The sequence below is a fragment of the Streptomyces sp. NPDC054863 genome, from assembly GCF_053610825.1.
The window spans coordinates 38,799-56,698 of sequence record NZ_JBSGZD010000020.1 but is presented as its reverse complement, the minus strand read 5'-3'; the positions used below and the strand labels follow the sequence as shown (position 1 = coordinate 56,698).

At 72.2% G+C, this 17,900-nt stretch carries 13 protein-coding genes; 3 read left to right on the top strand and 10 right to left on the bottom strand.

Annotated features, from left to right (window positions below; genetic code table 11):
- Nucleotides 1–85: 85 nt before the first annotated feature.
- The 6 genes from ACWGIG_RS06805 to ACWGIG_RS06780 all read right to left on the bottom strand — a co-directional run bounded on the left by ACWGIG_RS06805 (nt 86) and on the right by ACWGIG_RS06780 (nt 6,776).
- On the bottom strand, nt 86–958 hold the full coding sequence (locus tag ACWGIG_RS06805; RefSeq protein WP_453320452.1) for an ABC transporter permease: 873 nt from the start codon (nt 956–958) through the stop codon (nt 86–88).
- Nucleotides 955–1,815 (bottom strand): ABC transporter ATP-binding protein, encoded by an 861-nt coding sequence (locus tag ACWGIG_RS06800; RefSeq protein ID WP_453320451.1) that lies wholly within the window; start codon nt 1,813–1,815, stop codon nt 955–957. The genes ACWGIG_RS06805 and ACWGIG_RS06800 overlap by 4 nt, the downstream gene beginning before the upstream one ends.
- Nucleotides 1,809–2,642, bottom strand: a complete 834-nt coding sequence (locus tag ACWGIG_RS06795) for a PIG-L deacetylase family protein (RefSeq protein WP_453320450.1) — start codon at nt 2,640–2,642, stop codon at nt 1,809–1,811. The genes ACWGIG_RS06800 and ACWGIG_RS06795 overlap by 7 nt, the downstream gene beginning before the upstream one ends.
- A 55-nt stretch (nt 2,643–2,697) precedes the next feature.
- Nucleotides 2,698–3,363 (bottom strand): papain-like cysteine peptidase, encoded by a 666-nt coding sequence (locus tag ACWGIG_RS06790; protein ID WP_453320449.1) that lies wholly within the window; start codon nt 3,361–3,363, stop codon nt 2,698–2,700.
- Nucleotides 3,364–3,432: 69 nt separating this feature from the next.
- Nucleotides 3,433–4,935 carry a glycoside hydrolase family 3 protein gene (locus ACWGIG_RS06785; protein ID WP_453320448.1) on the bottom strand — a complete coding sequence of 501 codons (1,503 nt, stop codon included), beginning with the start codon at nt 4,933–4,935 and terminating at the stop codon, nt 3,433–3,435.
- Between the two features lie 656 nt (nt 4,936–5,591).
- The gene (locus ACWGIG_RS06780; protein WP_453320447.1) at nt 5,592–6,776 is read right to left on the bottom strand and encodes a hypothetical protein; all 1,185 of its coding nucleotides are present in this window, start codon (nt 6,774–6,776) and stop codon (nt 5,592–5,594) included.
- Between the two features lie 471 nt (nt 6,777–7,247).
- Between ACWGIG_RS06780 and ACWGIG_RS06775 the strand changes: the two genes are divergently transcribed.
- Together ACWGIG_RS06775 and ACWGIG_RS06770 are read left to right on the top strand one after the other, a co-directional pair.
- Nucleotides 7,248–8,471 (top strand): thiolase family protein, encoded by a 1,224-nt coding sequence (locus ACWGIG_RS06775; protein ID WP_453320446.1) that lies wholly within the window; start codon nt 7,248–7,250, stop codon nt 8,469–8,471.
- A complete protein-coding gene (locus tag ACWGIG_RS06770) occupies nt 8,468–10,600 on the top strand; it encodes a 3-hydroxyacyl-CoA dehydrogenase NAD-binding domain-containing protein (RefSeq protein WP_453320445.1) in 2,133 nt (710 codons plus the stop codon). Before ACWGIG_RS06775 ends, ACWGIG_RS06770 begins: the two co-directional genes overlap by 4 nt.
- A gap of 253 nt (nt 10,601–10,853) precedes the next feature.
- Here the strand turns inward: ACWGIG_RS06770 and ACWGIG_RS06765 are convergent, their stop codons facing one another.
- Nucleotides 10,854–12,047, bottom strand: a complete 1,194-nt coding sequence (locus tag ACWGIG_RS06765) for a hypothetical protein (protein WP_453320444.1) — start codon at nt 12,045–12,047, stop codon at nt 10,854–10,856.
- 103 nt (nt 12,048–12,150) lie between these two features.
- Between ACWGIG_RS06765 and ACWGIG_RS06760 the strand changes: the two genes are divergently transcribed.
- A complete protein-coding gene (locus ACWGIG_RS06760) occupies nt 12,151–12,540 on the top strand; it encodes an NTP pyrophosphohydrolase (RefSeq protein WP_453320443.1) in 390 nt (129 codons plus the stop codon).
- Between the two features lie 11 nt (nt 12,541–12,551).
- Here the strand turns inward: ACWGIG_RS06760 and ACWGIG_RS06755 are convergent, their stop codons facing one another.
- The 3 genes from ACWGIG_RS06755 to dxs all read right to left on the bottom strand — a co-directional run bounded on the left by ACWGIG_RS06755 (nt 12,552) and on the right by dxs (nt 17,850).
- Complete coding sequence (locus ACWGIG_RS06755; protein WP_453320442.1) at nt 12,552–14,006, bottom strand: ArnT family glycosyltransferase; 1,455 nt, start codon at nt 14,004–14,006, stop codon at nt 12,552–12,554.
- Nucleotides 14,007–14,175: 169 nt separating this feature from the next.
- The gene (locus tag ACWGIG_RS06750; protein ID WP_453320455.1) at nt 14,176–15,609 is read right to left on the bottom strand and encodes an amino acid permease; all 1,434 of its coding nucleotides are present in this window, start codon (nt 15,607–15,609) and stop codon (nt 14,176–14,178) included.
- 321 nt (nt 15,610–15,930) lie between these two features.
- A complete protein-coding gene (gene dxs, locus ACWGIG_RS06745) occupies nt 15,931–17,850 on the bottom strand; it encodes a 1-deoxy-D-xylulose-5-phosphate synthase (protein ID WP_453320441.1) in 1,920 nt (639 codons plus the stop codon).
- Between the last annotated feature and the right edge of the window lie 50 nt (nt 17,851–17,900).

Here is a 17,900-nt window from a genome sequence, read left to right as displayed (position 1 = left end):
GCTCCGCCTCGTAACACGTGGGAGAAGCCCCCGGCCACCACTGCGCCTGCGTTCCGGTGGTGGCCGGGGGCTTCGCGCGCTCCGGTCAGGAGTAGCGGGTCACCAGGCCCTTGCGGCGGAAGGTGCGGATCATCCGGCGCAGGGCCAGCAGGCTCAGCAGCATCAGCACGGCGGTGCCTCCGGCCGCGAGGGCGAGCTCGCCCCACGGCATGGGCTCGCCCGATGCCAGGGTGCGGCCGACCGCGAAGACGTGGGTGGTGGGCAGCACCTGGGCCACGGGCTGGAGCACGGTGGGCAGCGTGGTGATCGGGTAGAAGACGCCGGAGAGCGGCATCACCACCGAGAGCGCGCCCCACACCAGGGCCTCGGCCCCGCTGCCGTAGCGCAGCACCAGGCCGACGACCAGGAGCGCCACCGCCCATCCCGAGGCGAGCAGCAGGGCGGCCACCGGGATCAGGCCGAGGCCGAGGCGGGTGACGTCGAAGGCGTACGCGGCGAAGGCGAGCGCGGCGACCGCGACGGTGCTGGCCGCCGTACGCACCAGGGCGAAGAGACCGACGCCCGCGAGGTACTCCCAGTCGCGCATCGGAGTGGCCAGCAGGCTCAGGACGTTGCGCGACCAGGTCTCCTCCAGGAAGCCGGTGGCCAGCGAGATCTGGGTCTGGTGGACGAGGTGCCACAGGACGGTGCCGCTGAGCAGGTAGACGGCCACCGCGGTGGTGGCGGTGGGGCTCTCGCCTGCGGCCTCGGCGGCGAACAGGCCGATGGAGCCGTAGAGGAGGGTGTCCACGAGCGGCCAGACCAGCACGTCGAAGAAGCGGTGCGGGCTGCGTTTGAGGACCAGCCAGTGGCGGCGGGCCACGGCCCGGACGCGGTGGGCGGAGGCGGCGGCCGGGGTACGGAGGGCGGGACCCTCGATGTCGGGGAGCGCGGGCACGGTCGGGGTGGGGCTGCTCATGCGGTGGCCGCCCTTTCGCGGTCGCGGTCCTTGTCGTGCTCATGGCCCTTGCCGCGCTCACGTTCCTTGGCACGCTCGCGGTCCTTGTCGCGCTCGGCCGCGAGGTGGAGGAAGACGCCTTCCAGGTCGCTGCGGCCGAAGGTGCGGGCCACGTCGGCGGGTGTGCCGTCGGCGGCGATGCGCCCGGCGTGCAGGAAGACGACGCGTTCGCAGAGGCGTTCCACCTCGGTCATGTCGTGGCTGGTGACCAGGAGGGCGGTGCCGCGTTCGGCGGACAGGGCGAGCAGGGCGGTACGCACCCGCAGCGCGATGTCCGGGTCCAGGGATGCGGTGGGTTCGTCCAGGATCATCAGGCGGGGGCGGTGCAGGGCGGCCTTGGCGATGCCGACCAGGGTGCGCTGGCCGCTGGAGAGCTGGGTGCCGATGGCGGCGGCGAGGTGGCCGATGCCGAACCGTCCCAGGGCTTCGTCGACCGCCGCGCGCGGGTCGCGCAGCCCGTACAGATCGGCGTACAGGTGCAGGTACTCCACCACTCTGACCCGGTCCGGCAGCGGCAGGTAGCCCGCGACGAATCCGACGCCCTGCATGGCGCGGGCCCGGTCGGCCGGCAGCCGGTGGCCGAGGATCTCGACGCTTCCCGCATCGGGTTCGACGGCGCCGAGGGCCATCAGGAGGGTGGTGGTCTTGCCCGCGCCGTTGGGGCCGAGCAGCCCGAGGCGCTCGCCCGGGCGGACGGTGAGGGTGACGCCGTCGACGGCCCGGCCGCGTGCGTACTCCTTGACCAGGTCGCGGGCCACGAGAACCGGGGGGCGGGGGTCGTCGGCGACCGGGGGCGGACCGTACTCCGGGGTCAGCACGTGGGTTCCGGGGACGTACGGGGCTCCAGGGACCAGACCAGTTCGGCGCGCAAGGGGCCGGTGCGGGCGAGGAAGTTGCCGTGGTCGGCGGCGAGGGGCGCGAGCTGGGAGCCGTAGCACTGGACGGCCTCGCGCTTGGCCGCCCACCGGTCGTCGCTCAGGACGAGGTGGTGCAGAGCCGTGGTGCGGTGGGTGCGCAGCAGTTCCTGGTAGGCGAGACCGCACATCGAGCTCTGTGCGAGGGCCTTGCTCGCCACGTCGGTGCCCCACTCCGGAAGGTGCCCGGTGTACGGCAGGTCGGCGTAGACCCGGGGCAGGGGCGCGCCGAGTGCGGCGAGGACGCGGGTGGCGCGCAGCCGGACGGTCTCGTGGTCGGGCTGGTTGGAACCGAGCGGGACCCAGATGTCGGTCCCCGCGGGAAGCCGCTCCAAGAAGGCGTCCAGGCCGGTGAGTTCGGCACCGTCGGCGTACGGTCCGTCCGGGTGGTCGAGCACGACCTGCTCGACGCCGAGCCGGGCACAGGCCGCGGCGTCCTCGGCGACGCGGGCACGGTGTGCCTCGTGCGCGGTGGAGAAGCCGCAGACGCCGTCCCACCAGGAGACGGGTGCATCGGCGGCGGGTGCGCCGCCGTGCACGGTGACGACGGCGGTCGGTCCCGGCAGGGTGGCGAGGAGTCCGGCGAGGGAGAAGACGGCGTCGTCGAAGTGCGGGGAGATGACGACGGTGTGCCAGGGGCGGGTCGGGGAGTCGGGGCCGTGCGGGGCGTACGGGGCGTCAGGGCCGGGCGGGGCGTGCGGGAAGTCAGGGCCGTGCGGGGCGTCGGGCATGGGGTGTCCCTCCGGGGGCGGTGGAGTGGGGAGTGCGTGAGGCGGGGTGCCTGGGTCAGGGCGTGGTGGTGGGCCAGAGCGTGTGCGGGTCCAGTGCGGCGAAGGCGCGGTCCCAGGCCTCGTCCGACCCCTCCCAGCGCCCCGGTACCTCGGGGACGGTGTCCCAGGCGACGCCGGGCGGCAGGGCCGTCACGCTCTCGGGCGGGGTGCGGCGCAGCCAGAGGACCGCGAACCGGTGGTCCGGGTGGCGGTGGGCCAGCTGCTTGCGCAGCCGCCCGAGATCGGAGTCCGTGAGCTCGTCGAAGGCGTCGTGGTGGACGTACAGGACTCGCGCCGACGACCGGTTCAGGGTGCGCCAGCGCTCGGCGAGGTGCAGGAACTTGGCACGTACGGACGGGAGTTGGGCATCGATGTCGGCCCGGGTCAGCGGTTCCCCCTCGGCCGGACGGAACTCGTGGAAGAAGCGGATGCCGGTGCCACGGTCGTGTGCGCACTGCCCGTCGCTGAAGGGTTCGGAGAGGCCGGGCAGGAGTACGTTCCGGAAGTCGGTGTCCAGGAGGCCCAGCACCGACTCGAAGTCGAGATCGAGCCAGTCGAAGAAGTGGGCGCGTGCGTCGCCGGTGATGCGGCGGATCTGGTGGGTGGATTCGCAGTGGTATCCGAGGCCGACGCAGACGTCGTAGAGGGTCGGGGGGTGGGGCGCGGGGTTCTCCGGGGTCACACGGCTCTCCTGGCTCCGGCGGGGCGGGGGGGTTGGGGCGGGGTTGTCCGTACGTACGTACGGCCGCGCTCAGGTGCGCAGCGGCCCGCTCCAGCGGCTGCCGGTGAGCAGTTCCGCCGCCGCCATGGCGTTGGCGAGTCCGGCGCCCCGGGTCAGGAGGGTCGGGGCGTCCGGCGGCGGGACGGGCGTCAGGCCCATCTCGACCGCGACCAGTCCCGGCCGCAGCGTGCGCAGGGCGGCCAGCGTCTCCTGCTGCCAGGGGTCGCGGGCGGCGTCCCGGACGACCACGACGAGCGGGGCGCCCCCGGTCGCCCCGGCTTCGGGCAGCGGTACGCGGCCGGGGTCGGTGCCCGGCTCGACCTCGGCGGCCGAGGCGAGCCGGCCCAGCCGGTCCAGGCACTGCGAGATCCCCCAAGGGGCCTCCCCCACCGCCATGTTGGTACCGGCGGCCAGGCGCAGGGTGTGCACGGGGCCGGACAGCGGAAGTGCGGGCAGCGCCACACCGGCCAGGGCCCGCCGGGCGGCGGCGAGACCGATGCCGGTGGCAGTGGCGGGCCGGGCGGGCGGGCCCGCAGCCGGAACAGGGGCCGCCCAGGCACGCAGTGCCGCGATCCGGGCGGCGGCCTCCTCCAGCCGCTCGACCGACAACTCCCCTTCCCGCAGCGCACGTTCGACGGCTTCGTACACCTCGGGGAGGATCTTCTCCCCGTCGGTCGCGCCGAGCAGGACCAGGTCGACGCCCGCCGACCAGGCGAGTACGGCGGCCCCGCCGAAACCCCAGCGGTCGAGGATCGGCGCCATCTCCAGTGCGTCGCTGATGACGACGCCTTCGTAACCGAGCTCCTCGCGCAGCAGTCCGGTGACCACGCGGCGGCTCAGGGTGGCGGGCAGGTCGTCGACCTGCGGCAGCCGGATGTGGCCGGTCATCACGGCCTTGGCGCCCGCCGCGAACCCCTCGGCGAACGGCGGCAGTTCGAGTGCGCGCAGCGCGTCGAGGGAGCGGGGGATGTCCGGCAGCCAGGAGTGCGAGTCGGTGCCGGTGTCGCCGTGGCCGGGGAAGTGCTTGAGGGTGGCGGCCACGCCTCGCCCCTGGAGACCGGCCACGAAGGCGCTGGTGTGCCGGGCGACCAGGTCGGGGGTCGCGCCGAAGGAACGTACGCCGATGATCGGGTTGGCGGGCCGGGAGTTGACGTCCGCGCACGGGCCGAGGCAGAGGTTGATGCCGGTGTCCAGCAGGTCGTCGGCGACGGCCTCGGCCACGCGCCGGGTCAGGGCGGTGTCGTCGACGGCGCCGAGGGCGTGGTTGCCCGGGTAGACGCTGCCCCGGTGGTAGTCGAGCCGGGTGACGTCACCGCCCTCCTCGTCCAGGGCGATCAACGCGTCGGGCCGCACCGCGCGCAGCGGATCGACGATGTCCTCCCGGAGCGGGCCACCGGGCGGCAGCAGATTGGTACCGAAGAGCCCGACCCCGGCGAGGCCCTCGTCGAGAGCGCGTTTGACCCAGTCGGGCGGCGTCCGCCCGTCGTAAGCGGGCATCAGGCAGGCGTTCACCAAGGACACGAGAGAACTCATCGCAGGTCACCTTCGGGAGTGGGGTGGTCTGACGGCACGGGCGCGGGCCGTACGGGGTACGGGGCGGGCGGGGCACGGGACCCGTGCACGCACGGATTCGGCTCCAGTTGCGGGTACGCGTACGGGCAGGCAGGACGCGAAGCGCGCGCGGAACACGGCACGGCCGGGTGTCAGGAGCACGGCGGCGGGGGCGGTAGTGACGGACGGGCGGGGTGCAGCCCCTCGGCCGGAGGCCGGGGCCGGCGACCGAGGGGCTGACTGCTGAGGGCTGGGAGGCCGGGGTCGGCTGCTGGGGGCCGGCGACCGGGGGGTGCTAGTTGGGGTCGCCGGCCGGAGGCTGGGGCCGACGGCCGAGGGCCGGGGTCGGCGGCCGGGGGTCGGCGGCCGGGGGTCGGCGGCCGGGGGCCAGGGGTCGGCAGCCGGGGGCCAGGGGTCGGTTCGACCCGCTCGGCAGGCTCCGCCCCGCTCGTCCCGCCGACAGGCACCCGCCAGGTTCCGGCCCGGACTCTGGTTCCAGCAGCGCCGCCGCCCCTCCCCCGTCAGGCGGCGACTACCGGCCGAACCGCCGGGCCCTGCGAGTCGGGCGGCCCCGGCTCGGTCGGCGGGGTGCGCCGGACCAGGGCGGACCCCCTTCACCGCTCAGCCCCCCCACACCCTCACGCAGTGGATCTGCGCAGGGCGATCCCCGTGCTGCCGCGTTTGCTCAGGTAGGCGCGGCCTCCGCACACCGGTTCCAGGGCGGGGGCGACCAGCACGGTCTCGTCCACCTGCGTCCAGCAGGACGTCCCCGCCAGCCACGGGCGGACCCGTTCGGCCAGTGCGGCGGGTTCCAGGGCGAGGAGTACGAGATCGGTGGGGAGGTCGTCGAGGAGGTCCAGGTCCTGGCCGTAGTAGAGCATTTCGACGAGGAGGTACGCCGAGCCCGGCAGTCGGCGCGACTGCGCGAGCGCTTCGAGGGCGTCCGCGTGGACGCGTACCCCTTCGAAGCCCGTCCCGACGGTCCCGGCGAGCCGGTCCCGGAAGAGCGTGTTGGGTTCCGTGGCGTCGACCTCGTACCCCTTGGCGGCGAGCCGCACGGTGAGCGCGCCCTCGCAGGCGCCCGCCTCGACGAGCGGCCCCTCTTCGGGCGCCCGGTGCCGGGCCACCCAGGTGGTGGTGGCGTCCAGTCTGGCCCCCTCGTAGGCGGACGTCTCGAACTCCCACGGGTCGGCGACCGTGGCCGCCTCCTCGCCGAGGCTCGCCAACAGGGCGTACAGGCCCTCGCGTTCGCGCGGTCCGTCCGTGGTGAAGAAGCGTTCGGCGGCCGGGACGCGTGCGGTGTAGATCATGGATTCGGGCACTTCGGTGCTCAGGAGCGGCCCGCAGTACCGGTTGACGAAGTCGAGTTTGGCGGCGACCCCGGCCCGGTCCAGCGGGTGGTCCTCGTCGCTGACGAACTGGAGGAACGGGGAGTAGCCGACGGCGTGGCGCACGGGCAGCCCGTGGTCGCCCGCCGCGACGTCGCGGCCGACCCGCCCCCGGCCGCGGCGGTTGTCCGCGGGCGAATGGGTCCAGACCCGGGCGGGGCGTCCGGCGGCGGCCTCCCTGAGGAGACCGGACAGCCGGTCGGCCCCGGGCGGGGCACCCAGGTCCTCCGGCGCCCGTATGTGCGGGGCGAGGGCGGCGAGCCGGTCCGGCAGGGAGCCGTCGGGCGGCAGGTCCACCCACTGCCCGGTGTCGCAGCACAGCACGCGGATCTCCCGCGGAACGGAGCCGCCGGACGGCGAAGCGGAACCACTGAGTACGGAGAGGAAGTCGAGGGCCGCATCCTCAGCCCGCAGCACCACCACTAGGTCGAGCACGTCATGCACGGTCTTTCCCATCGGCAGGCAGAGCACAGCAGAAAAGGGCAGGCGGGGGTAGAAAAGGGCAGGTGAGAGCCGTTTCGCCCGTCGGAGACGCACGATCTTGAGGCGAGCCTAAGGGCTACCGAGCGGTATGGTCCAGACCAATTTTCCAGCCGGAAAAGGGAACCGAAGGGCTCCAAATTCCGTACGGGGCAGGCGAGTCGGAATCCGCTCAGGGCCACGTCACGATCCGCTCAGGGCCACGTCACGGCCGACCGCCGCAGCCCGCCGCCGGGTACGCACCGGCGACTTTCCGCCACCCGGGACGCCCTCGGGGCCACCCGCGCCGAATGTGACCTTCACCGCTCCGGCCGTGAGGGGTGGGCAGCTTGGTTACTCGTAAGTAGCATGGGTCTGTGCGGTGCGCCCACCTCGGCGTACCCGTACGGCAGCAGCGCCACCCCGCACCCTGGAGGAGAGCCAATCGTGCCTCGTACCGTCAGGGACGTCGTCTTCGTCGACGGCGTCCGCACCCCGTTCGGCAAGGCGGGCCCGAAGGGCATCTACCACGAGACCCGGGCCGACGATCTCGTCGTGAAGGCGATCCGGGAGCTGCTGCGCCGCAACCCGGACCTCGACCCCGCACTCGTGGACGAGGTCGCGATCGCCGCGACCACCCAGATCGGCGACCAGGGCCTGACCCTGGGCCGTACCGCCGGAATCCTCGCGGGTCTGCCGACCTCCGTGCCCGGCTTCTCGATCGACCGCATGTGCGCCGGCGCGATGACCGCCGTGACGTCCGTCGCGGGCGGCGTGGCCTTCGGTGCGTACGACATCGCCCTCGCGGGCGGCGTCGAGCACATGGGCCGCCACCCCATGGGCGAGGGCGTGGACCCCAACCCGCGCTTCGTCTCCGACAAGCTGGTCGACGAGTCCGCCCTCTTCATGGGCATGACCGCCGAGAACCTGCACGACCGCTTCCCCGGCATCTCCAAGGAGCGCGCGGACGCCTACGCCGTGCGCTCGCAGGAGAAGGCCGCGAAGGCGTACGCGAACGGCAAGATCCAGGCCGACCTGGTGCCGGTTTCGGTGCGCCGCACCAACGCCGAAGCGGGCGAGACCGGTTGGGGCCTGGCCACCACCGACGAGCCGATGCGCCCGAGCACGACGATGGAGTCCCTCGCGGGCCTCAAGACGCCGTTCCGCCCGCACGGCCGGGTGACCGCCGGTAACGCGGCCGGTCTGAACGACGGCGCCACCGCCTCCCTGATCGCCGCCGAGGACGTCGCGCGCGAGCTCGGCCTCCCCGTCAAGATGCGCCTGGTCTCGTACGCCTACATCGGCGTCGAGCCCGAGGTCATGGGCATCGGACCGGTCCCGGCGACCGAGAAGGCCCTCGCCAAGGCGGGCCTGACCATCGACGACATCGGCCTGTTCGAGATCAACGAGGCCTTCGCCGTCCAGGTGCTGGCCATGCTCGACCACTTCGGCATCGCCGAGGACGACCCGCGCGTGAACCAGTACGGCGGCGCCATCGCCTTCGGTCACCCCCTCGCCTCCTCCGGCGTACGCCTGATGACGCAGCTGGCCCGCCAGTTCGAGGAGCAGCCGCACGTCCGCTACGGCCTGACGAGCATGTGCGTCGGCTTCGGCATGGGCGGCACGGTCATCTGGGAGAACCCGCACTTCAACGGAGGCGACGACAAGTGAGCACCACCACCACCGATCTCCTGAAGGGCGCGGCCGAGCTGTTCCCGGACGAGGTCGTCACGCAGGCGCACGTACGCCACCTGCAACTCCCGGGCGGCGCAGGCAACTTCGCACTCATCACGCTCGACAACGGCCTGGACCACACCAAGCCGACCACCTTCGGCCCCCAGTCGCTGGCGAATCTGAACGCCGCCGTCGACCAGGTCGAGAAGGAGGCCTCCGAGGGCTCCATCGTCGGCATCGGCATCACCGGCAAGCCGTTCATCTTCGCGGTCGGCGCCGACCTCAAGGGCGTCGAGCTGCTGGGCCGCCACGAGGACGCGCTCGCCATCGGCAAGGGCGGCCACGACGTCTTCCGCCGTCTTTCGGGCCTCGCGGTCCCGACCTTCGCGTACTACAACGGTGCGGCGATGGGCGGCGGCGTCGAGGTCGGTCTGCACTGCTCGTACCGCACGGTCTCGACCTCCATCGCGGCCTTCTCGCTCCCCGAGGTCTTCCTCGGCCTGGTCCCGGGCTGGGGCGGCTGTGCGCTGCTCCCGAACCTGATCGGCGCCGACAAGGCCGTCTCGGTCATCATCGAGAACTCGCTCAACCAGAACCGACAGCTCAAGGGCAAGCAGGTCTTCGAGCTCGGCATCGCCGACGCGATCTTCGAGGGTGCGGACTTCCTGGAGCAGTCGCTGATCTGGACCTCCTCGGTCCTGCGCGGCGAGCTGGAGGTCGTACGTCCGGAGATCGACCGGGGCGAGGGCTGGGACGCCGCCGTCGCACGCGGCCGTTTCGTCGCCGACTCGAAGGTGCACGGCGCGGCCCCGGCCGCCTACCGCGCGCTGGACATCATCGAGGCCGCCAAGTCCGGCGACCTGTCGGCCGGTTTCGACGCCGAGGACCAGGCGCTCGCCGACCTGATCATGGGCGGCGAACTGCGCAGCGGCATCTACGCGTTCAACCTGGTCCAGAAGCGTGCCAAGCGCCCGGCCGGTGCCCCGGACAAGAACCTGGCCCGCCCGGTCACCAAGGTCGGTGTGGTGGGCGCGGGTCTGATGGCCTCGCAGCTCGCCCTGCTCTTCCTGCGCCGTCTGGAGGTGCCGGTCGTCCTGACCGACATCGACCAGGAGCGGATCGACAAGGGCGTGGGCTACGTCCACACCGAGATCGAGAAGCTGCGCGGCAAGGGCCGCATCAACCAGGACAAGGCCAACCGCCTCAAGGCCCTGGTCTCCGGCGTCCTGAACAAGGCCGACGGCTTCGCCGACGCCGACTTCATCATCGAAGCGGTCTTCGAGGAGATGTCGGTCAAGCAGCAGGTGTTCGCGGAGGTCGAGGCGGTCGCCCCCGCCCACGCGATCCTCGCCACCAACACCTCGTCGCTCTCCATCACAGAGATGGCGTCGAAGCTGAAGAACCCCGAGCGGGTCGTGGGCTTCCACTTCTTCAACCCGGTCGCGATCCTCCCGCTCCTGGAGATCGTCCGCGGCGAGAAGACGGACGACGCGTCGCTGGCCACGGCCTTCGGTGTCGCCCGCAAGCTGAAGAAGACGGCCGTGCTGGTGAAGGACGCCCCGGCGTTCGTCGTCAACCGCATCCTGACCCGCTTCATGGGCGAGATCCAGAACGTCATCGACGAGGGCACCCCGGTCGCCGTCGCCGAGAAGGGCGTCGAGCCGCTCGGTCTGCCGATGTCTCCGCTCGTCCTCCTTGAGCTGGTCGGCCCGGCCATCGGCCTGCACGTCTCGGAGACCCTGAACCGGGCCTTCCCGGACCGCTTCACGGTCTCGCCGAACCTGGCCGCCGTGGTCAAGGCCGGCAAGCGCGGCTTCTACGTCTACGACTCCGGCAAGCCGGAGCTGGACCCCGAGGTCGCGGCGCTCCTCAAGCAGGGCGACACCGTCCTGACCGAGGAGCAGGTCCGCACCCGCGTCATGGACGCGGTCGCGCAGGAGATCGGTCTGATGCTCGACGAGGGTGTCGTGGCCGAGGCGCAGGACATCGACCTGTGCCTGATCACGGGCGCGGGCTGGCCCTTCCACCTGGGCGGCATCACGCCGTACCTGGACCGTGAGGGCTTCTCCGAGCGGGCGACGGGCAAGAAGTTCCTGGCGCAGGGCGTGGCGAGCGTTCCGGCGTAACGCTGCTGCCGCTTCTGACGCTTCTGCCGTCCGAATGAGCGAGGGCCGCACCGGGACTTCCCGGTGCGGCCCTCGCGCTTTGTACGGCTTGCGCGGCTCGTACGGCTCTCTCACGCGGCTCGTACGGCCCGCACGGCTACTCATGGCTCGTACGGTCCGCACGGCTCTCATGCGGCTACGTAGGCCCGTACGGCTCTCATGCGGCCCGTACGGCCCGCACGGCTCATGCGGCGGCTCGTACGGGCAGGTCGGGTCAGATGCCCTGCCAGGCCGCCAGCGCCAGGCCCTTCTCGTCCGTCCGCTGCCGGGCCACGTGCAGTGCGCCGTCCGTGCCGATCACTGCCATGACCACCCGGTCCGCCGCGTCCAGCGCGAGCGCCGGTGCGCCCACGCACTCCGGTCCTGTCTCCGCCCACCACACGCCCTCGTGCTCGGCCAGCGTCCGGCAGGCGGCCAGGGCGGGGCGGCCGGTGGCGGCGCGGTGGGCCAGGATCGTGCAGTCGTGGCCGTCCATCGTCGCGCGCAGGGCCGCCGTGCGGGCGGGGGGTGCGGCGGCGGGCGTACCGCCGAGGGGGGTGGACACCAGGGACGTGACCACGGCGGGGTCGGATTCCGCGCCGTCCGGCCGCTCCTCGACGGGAGCCGGGCGGAATGCGGTGATCTGCCCGCCGACCGGGGCGGCGTCCGGGTCCGCGCCGGCGTCCGCTTCGCCGGCCGTGCCTTCGCTCCGTACGTCCCCGTAGTACGTGAGGCCGTCCTCCGAGGTCTCCAGCGCGGTCACCGTGCCCGCGGTGACCGTGAACGGGATGACGGTCACCCGCCCGAAGGCCGCTCCCTGCTTGTCCTGCGTCCAGCGCAGCACCGTGCCGTCCTTCTTCACCGCCAGCAGCTCGATCAGGCCCGATGCCTTGGCCGTCGGAACCAGGGCCTCCTCGGCGCGCGAACCGATCAGGTCCTGCCAGCCGCCCCACTTCCCGCTCGCGGCCTGGCAGCGCATGAGCACGCCGCCGTGGGCGTTCCGCAGGAAGACGTGGACCGCGCCCGCCGCGCCGACCGCGACCGCGGGGAGGCCGAGCTTGGCGTTCTTCTCCGGCTCCGGGTAGCGGTAGCTGCCCAGGGAGTGCCAGGAGCCGAACGGGCGGCCGGACTGGTACTGCGTCGCGTGCACGTAGTCCGGCCCGCCGTCCTTGGCCGTGCCGCGTCCCACGACGTGCACGAAGCCGTCCGGGCCCTGCGCCACAGCCAGCCCCTCGACCGAGGCCGCCCCGAAGAACTCGGGGCCCTCCCAGTCGGGCCCGCCGGGGCGCGTCTCGGTCCAGCGCAGCAGACCGCCGTCGGCGGTCGCGTACGCACTGAGCCTGCCGTCCTTGCCGCGCAGCAGCCAGCTTTCGCCCGACAGCGGGGCAATGGCCCTTTTCCTGGTCACACCCGCGGTACCGAGCCCCATGACGCGACAGCCGCCTTTCCGTTGTACTCGCTTGTACTCGCTCACTGGTTCGACTCAAGAATAGGCGGCTGGTCGGACATCCGGGACGTGGGACGCTGGCCCCATGACATCCACCACGCCCCTGCCGGCCCTCGTGGTCGTCGATGCCGCCAACGTCGTCGGATCCGTGCCCGACGGCTGGTGGAAGGACCGGCGCGGGGCCGCCGAGCGGCTGCGCGACCGGCTTCCCGCGTACGCCGCCGAGGGCGTCGCCGGGCGGCCGGGACCCGTCGAACTCGTGCTCGTCGTGGAGGGGGCGGCCCGGGGCGTGGAGTCCGTGCCGGGGGTGCGGGTGGTGGCCGCTTCCGGGAGCGGCGACGACCGCATCGTGGCGGTCGTCGCCGAGCGGGACGCGGACAGGGCTTGTCTGGTCGTCACCGCCGACCGCGAGCTGCGGCGGCGGGTGGAGGCGCTCGGGGCGGAGTGCGCGGGCCCGCGTTCCGTACGGGACTAGGTCCCTGCGGCCTACGGCTCGTCCGGCGCGCGTACGTAGAGGACGGCGCCGTCGATCGTCGCCGCCCGTACGTAGTGCTCCGCCAGCACCTTCCGGAGCGTCGGCATCCGGTCCGGGGCGTACGGCTTGCCGCGTGAGTCGTCGACGATCACGACAGGGCGGTGCCGGGCGAGCTCGGCGCGGAAGAGCGGCCCGCTGCCCTCCACCCCGTGCTCCTCGCCCACCTGGGAGCCGGTCCGCCCGCCGCTGAAGTTCGTCAGCAGGCCCGCGGTGAGGTAGCGGCTCGCCGGGGTGCGGTCGGCCAGCCAGTACGTCTCGGGGTGCATGCCCCAGATCAGCACGCGGTCGGTGGGTGCGGTGCGGGTACGGATCGCTTCCGCGAGGCGCTGTGCGTGCGCGAGTTCGGGGCGGGGGGCGAGGAAGCCCCAGGTCAGGAAGGCCGCACAGGTGCAGGCGGTGAGGGCGAGAGCGGCCGGTGTCCAGCGCCTGGGCAGTGCCTGGAGGGCCGCCGTGCCGAGCAGGGCGAGCGGCGGCATGAGCTGCAGGTAGTAGTGGCCGAAGAAGTGGAATCCGGTGATGACGGCGACGGCGGATGCCGCCAGCCAGAGCCACAGGTCCGCGCCGGGCACCTTCAGCCGTCGTACGAGGGGAATCAGCAGGCCGAGGCAGGCGCCCGCGAGGATCAGCGCGTTTCCGAAGCCGCGGCCGAGCGCGTGCAGGCCCGAGCCGGTGAGGTCCGCGTACGAACCGGAACCCGTGACCACCCAGAAGAGGAAGCCGCCGGGACCGGTGATCACTGCGGTGGCCGCCACGGGTACGGCGAATCCCGCCCCGGTACGGAGCAGGGCCCGGCCCCGTCCCCCGGAAGCGGTGGTCCAGGCGAGCCACAGCACCGGAACGAGCACCGCGCCACCGGTCTGCTTCGTCAGGAACGCCCCCGCGACCGCGGCCCCCGCCCAGGTCCAGGCCCTGCGGTCGGCGCACCACACCGCGAGCGCAGTGAACGGCAGCATGAAGAGCCCGAAGCCGGCCGCCTGGGTGTCCTCCGGGTGCAGCCCCACGGAAATCAGCAGAAAGGCAACGCCCGCCACCGCTCCCGAGCGGTCGCCCCACCTGCGCCGGGCGAGCGAGGCGAGGAGGGCCGCCGTCGCGAAGAGTGCGAGGACCGCGAGGATCTTGACGGGGACGAGGGAGTCGTCCCCGAAGACGGCGAAGACACCCTCGTACAGCCAGGGGACGAACGGCGGCTTCCGGTCCACGACCGTGTCGTAGAGCACTCCCCCGGCGGCGAGCTGACGCGCCTGCACGGCGAGGAAGCCCTCGTCGGGGTTCCAGAGGGGGTGGGCGAAGGAGGGCAGCCGGGTGGCAGCCGCCAGCAGCAGGAGGCCGGGGAGGAGACGCCGCCAGTAGCGCCCGCGGGCGGAAGAGGGCACGGGGCGCACGGCGGCGGGCTGCTCGGCGGACATGCGGCCAAAGTTATCGGGCCCCCCACAGACCCAAGGCGCCGGGCCACGCCCACGTACCGGGCCGGGACGCGGGGACCAGCCACAACACCAAGGACCGGACCGGGCCGGGCCCGGGGCGGGGCACCCGGGCGAAGGGCCGGGTTCGTGGGTGGCCGGGGTGGCCCGTGTTCTATCCCTCCAGCTTGCCCAGCTTGCTGTTCTTCTTGCCGTACACGAAGTACACGACCACGCCGACGAGCATCCACACCCCGAACCGCAGCCACGTCTCCGCCGGCAGGTTCAGCATCAGCCACAGGGACGCCAGTACGGACAGCGCCGGGACCAGCGGGACCAGCGGGGTCCTGAAGGAGCGCGGCAGGTCCGGGCGCTTGCGGCGCAGGATGACGACGCCGACGGCGACCACGACGAAGGCGAAGAGGGTGCCGATGTTGACCAGTTCGGCGAGCTCGTCGATCGAGGTGAAGCCCGCGACGACGGCGACGATCACGCCGAGCAGGATCGTCGAGCGGTAGGGGGTCCCGAAGCGCGGGTGGACGTGCGAGAACGTCCTCGGGAGCAGGCCGTCGCGGCTCATCGCGAAGAAGACCCGGGACTGGCCGAGGAGGAGGATCATGCAGACCGAGGTGAGGCCCACGGCTGCGCCGAAGCTGATCAGGCCCGCCCAGAAGGGGTGGCCGACCGATTTGAAGGCGTCGGCGAGCGGCGCGTTCGTCGACAGGTCGCTGTACTTCTGCATGCCGGTGACGACGACCGACACGGCCACGTAGAGGAGCGTGCAGATGATGAGCGAGCCGAGGATTCCGCGCGGCACGTCGCGCTGCGGGTTGCGGGTCTCCTCGGCTGCGGTGGCGACGATGTCGAAGCCGATGAACGCGAAGAAGACGACCGCCGCGGCCGTGAAGATGCCCATCACGCCGAAGCTGGTCGGGGTGAAGCCGAAGATCAGCTGGACCAGGGGCGCGGTGAGGCCCGCGCCGCCCTCCGTGTCCTGGGACGGCGGGATGAAGGGCTTGTAGTTCGAGCCGGTGATGAAGAAGGCGCCGACGAAGATGACCAGCAGGACCACCGTCACCTTGATGGCGACGATGATGCTCGTCACCCGGGAGGAGAGCTTCATCCCGGCGACCAGGATCACGGTGATGACCAGCACCAGGATGCAGGCCAGCAGGTCGAAGCCGAACTTCCCGTCGTGGGTGCCGGAGAGGAAGTCCGGGAGGTGGACGCCCGCCGTGTCGAGCAGCGAGCGCATGTACCCGGACCAGCCGACGGCCACCACCGCACAGCCGAGCGCCAGCTCCAGGACGAGGTCCCAGCCGATGATCCAGGCGGGCAGCTCGCCCAGCGAGGCGTACGAGAAGGTGTAGGCGGACCCGGCGACCGGGACCGTCGACGCGAACTCGGCGTAGCAGAGGGCCGCGAGGCCGCAGACGACGCCCGCGGCGACGAAGGCCAGGGCCACCGAGGGCCCGGCCGTCTCCTTGGCGATCTTGCCGGTCAGGACGAAGATGCCGGTGCCGATGATGACGCCGACGCCGAAGACCGTCAGGTCGAGCGCGGAGAGGGACTTCTTGAGCGCGTGCTCCGGCTCCTCGGTGTCCCTGATCGACTGCTCGACCGTCTTGGTACGGAGAACTCCCGCACGGGTCCTGCTCGCGCCGCTGTCCGGGTCTCCGGCCGGACCACCGCCCGTGGATCCCTGGTGTTCTGTACTCACCGAAGCACCTCCGCCTGTCGGCCGTCGCCCACGTTCCGGGTGTGTGTGAGGGGACGGTTTTCCGCAATCATCGTGATCATTCGTCCCGGTTCGCGAGTGTGGGGAGGGGGTTTCACTCGATGGGACGAATGTACGAAAAGGTCCGGGCCGAAGGTTTCCCTCCGACCCGGACACTTAATGCGGCGGCGCCGCCACAGGGGCTGCGGTGCGTCAGTCGCGGGCGACCTCTGCCGCCGTCCGGTCCAGCCGTCCGTCGATCTTCGCGACGAGGCCGGTGACCTGGCGGGCGATGTCCGGGGCGGTCAGCCCGATCTCGGCCATGACCTCCTTGCGGGAGGCATGGTCCAGGAACCGCGGCGGGATGCCGAAGTCGCGCAGCGGTACGTCGACGTCCGCGTCGCGCAGCGCCTGGGCGACGGCGGAACCGACGCCGCCGGCACGGGAGTTGTCCTCGACGGTGACGACGACCCGGTGCTGCTCGGCGAGCGGGGCCATCGCCTCGTCGACCGGCTTGACCCAGCGGGGGTCGACGACCGTGGAGGAGATGCCCTGCGCGTCGAGGAGTTCCGCGATCTCCAGGCACATGGGGGCGAGGGCGCCGACGGAGACCAGGAGGACGTCCGGGCGGGCCACGTCGGTGGCGGGCCTGCGCAGGATGTCCATGCCGCCCGCCCGGCCGACGGCCTTGACCGCCGGGCCGACCGCTCCCTTGGAGAAGCGGACGACGGTCGGTGCGTCCTCGACCTGGACGGCCTCGCGCAGCTGGGCGCGGACCTGGTCGGCGTCGCGCGGGGCGGCGATCCGCAGGGTCGGCACGCACTGGAGGATCGACATGTCCCACATGCCGTTGTGCGAGGCGCCGTCGGTGCCGGTGACGCCCGCCCGGTCCAGTACGAACGTCACACCGCACTTGTGGAGGGCGACGTCCATCAGGACCTGGTCGAAGGCACGATTGAGGAATGTCGCATACACGGCGAAGACGGGGTGCAGGCCGCCCGTGGCGAGACCCGCCGCGGAAACGGCGGCGTGCTGCTCGGCGATGCCCACGTCGTAGACCCGGTCCGGGAACGCCTTGGCGAACTTGTCCAGGCCGACCGGCTGGAGCATGGCCGCGGTGATCGCGACGATGTCCCCCCGCTCCTTGCCGAGCTTGACCATCTCCTCGCCGAAGACCGAGGTCCAGTCGACGCCGGAGGAGGCGATCGGGAGGCCGGTGTCCGGGTGGATCTTGCCGACGGCGTGGAAGCGGTCGGCCTCGTCGGCGAGGGCGGGCTGGTAGCCGCGGCCCTTCTCGGTGAGGCAGTGCACGATGACCGGGCCGCCGAAGCGCTTGGCGCGCTGGAGGGCGGATTCGAGGGCTTCGATGTCGTGACCGTCGATCGGGCCGACGTACTTGATGCCGAGGTCCTCGAACATGCCCTGCGGGGCGATGAAGTCCTTGAGGCCCTTCTTCGCGCCGTGCAGCGTCTCGTACAGCGGCCGGCCGACGACCGGGGTGCGCTCCAGCAGGTCCTTGCCCTTGGCGAGGAAGCGCTCGTAGCCGTCCGTGGTGCGCAGGGTGGCCAGGTGGTTGGCGAGGCCGCCGATGGTGGGTGCGTAGGAGCGCTCGTTGTCGTTGACGACGATGACCAGCGGGCGGTCCTTGGCGACGGCGATGTTGTTCAGCGCCTCCCAGGCCATGCCGCCGGTCAGGGCGCCGTCACCGATGACGGCGACGACCGCGTCGTCCTTGCCGAGCACCTCGTTGGCCTTCGCGAGGCCGTCGGCCCAGCCGAGGACGGTGGAGGCGTGGCTGTTCTCGATGACGTCGTGCTCGGACTCGGCACGCGCCGGGTAGCCGGAGAGGCCGCCCTTCATCTTCAGCCGGGTGAAGTCCTGCCGGCCGGTGAGCAGCTTGTGCACGTAGCTCTGGTGGCCTGTGTCCCAGAGGACCCTGTCCTTCGGCGACTCGAAGACCCGGTGCAGGGCGATGGTCAGCTCGACCACGCCCAGGTTGGGGCCCAGGTGGCCGCCGGTCTTGGACACCTCGTCGACGAGGAAGGTCCGGATCTCCGCCGCGAGCCGGTCGAGCTGCTCCGGGGACAGCCGGTCCAGGTCGCGCGGTCCCTTGATACGGGTCAGCAGAGCCACCCGTGCCTCCTTGCGGTTGAACTGGCTTACTTGCACATCAAGTGCTTGGA